This window comes from Caballeronia sp. GAWG2-1 (assembly GCF_023631405.1).
GTDB lineage: Bacteria > Pseudomonadota > Gammaproteobacteria > Burkholderiales > Burkholderiaceae > Caballeronia.
This window is the reverse complement of record NZ_JALQDD010000065.1, coordinates 1-906: the sequence shown is the minus strand read 5'-3', so window position 1 is coordinate 906 and position 906 is coordinate 1. Positions and strand designations below refer to the sequence as shown.

The 906-nt window shown below is 63.4% G+C and carries 1 protein-coding gene; it reads right to left on the bottom strand.

Features of this window, described 5'->3' with window-relative positions; genetic code table 11:
- A partial coding sequence (locus NCR98_RS33250) for a hypothetical protein (RefSeq protein WP_250528596.1) occupies positions 1-906 on the bottom strand: 906 nt, incomplete at both ends.

Genomic DNA, 906 nt, shown 5'->3' with positions numbered 1-906 from the left:
TTGAGCTCGCTGTCGAGCTCGAACTCGGCCGCGATCAACTCGCTGTCCACGGGTATCAGCTCGCTGTCCACCTCGAGCTCGACGGCGGTGAACTCCCTGTCCACGGGCGTGAGTTCCCTGTCCACGTCGACCTCGACGGCGATCAGCTCGCTCTCGACGGGCGTGAGTTCGCTGTCCACGGGTGTGAGCTCGCTGTCCACCTCGACCTCGACGGCGATCAGCTCGCTGTCCACAGGTGTGGACTCGCTCTCGACGGGCATCAGTTCGCTGTCCACGGGTGTGAGTTCGCTCTCGACGGGTGTCAGTTCGCTGTCCACCTCGACCTCGACGGCGATCAGTTCGCTGTCCACGGGCGTGGATTCGCTCTCGACGGGCATCAGTTCGCTGTCCACGGGTGTGAGTTCGCTGTCGACCGGCGTCAGTTCGCTGTCCACCTCGACTTCGACCGCGATCAGTTCGCTGTCCACGGGTGTTGATTCGCTCTCGACGGGTGTGAGCTCGTTGTCCACGGGTATCAGCTCGCTGTCCACGTCGTCTTCGACGGCCATCAGTTCGCTGTCCACGGGTGTGGATTCGCTGTCCACGGGTGTCAGCTCGCTGTCCACATCGAGCTCGACGGCCATCAGCTCGCTGTCCACGGGTGTGAGTTCGCTGTCCACGTCGTCCTCGACGGCGATCAGTTCGCTGTCGACCGGTGTTGATTCGCTGTCGACCGGTGTCAGTTCGCTGTCCACGTCGTCCTCGACGGGCATCAGTTCGTTGTCCACCGGTGTGGATTCGCTGTCCACGGGCGTGAGCTCGCTGTCCACGTCGTCTTCGACGGCCGTCAGCTCGCTGTCCACGGGAGTGAGTTCGCTGTCCACGGGCATCAGCTCGCTGTCCACAGGTATCAGCTCGCTGTCGACG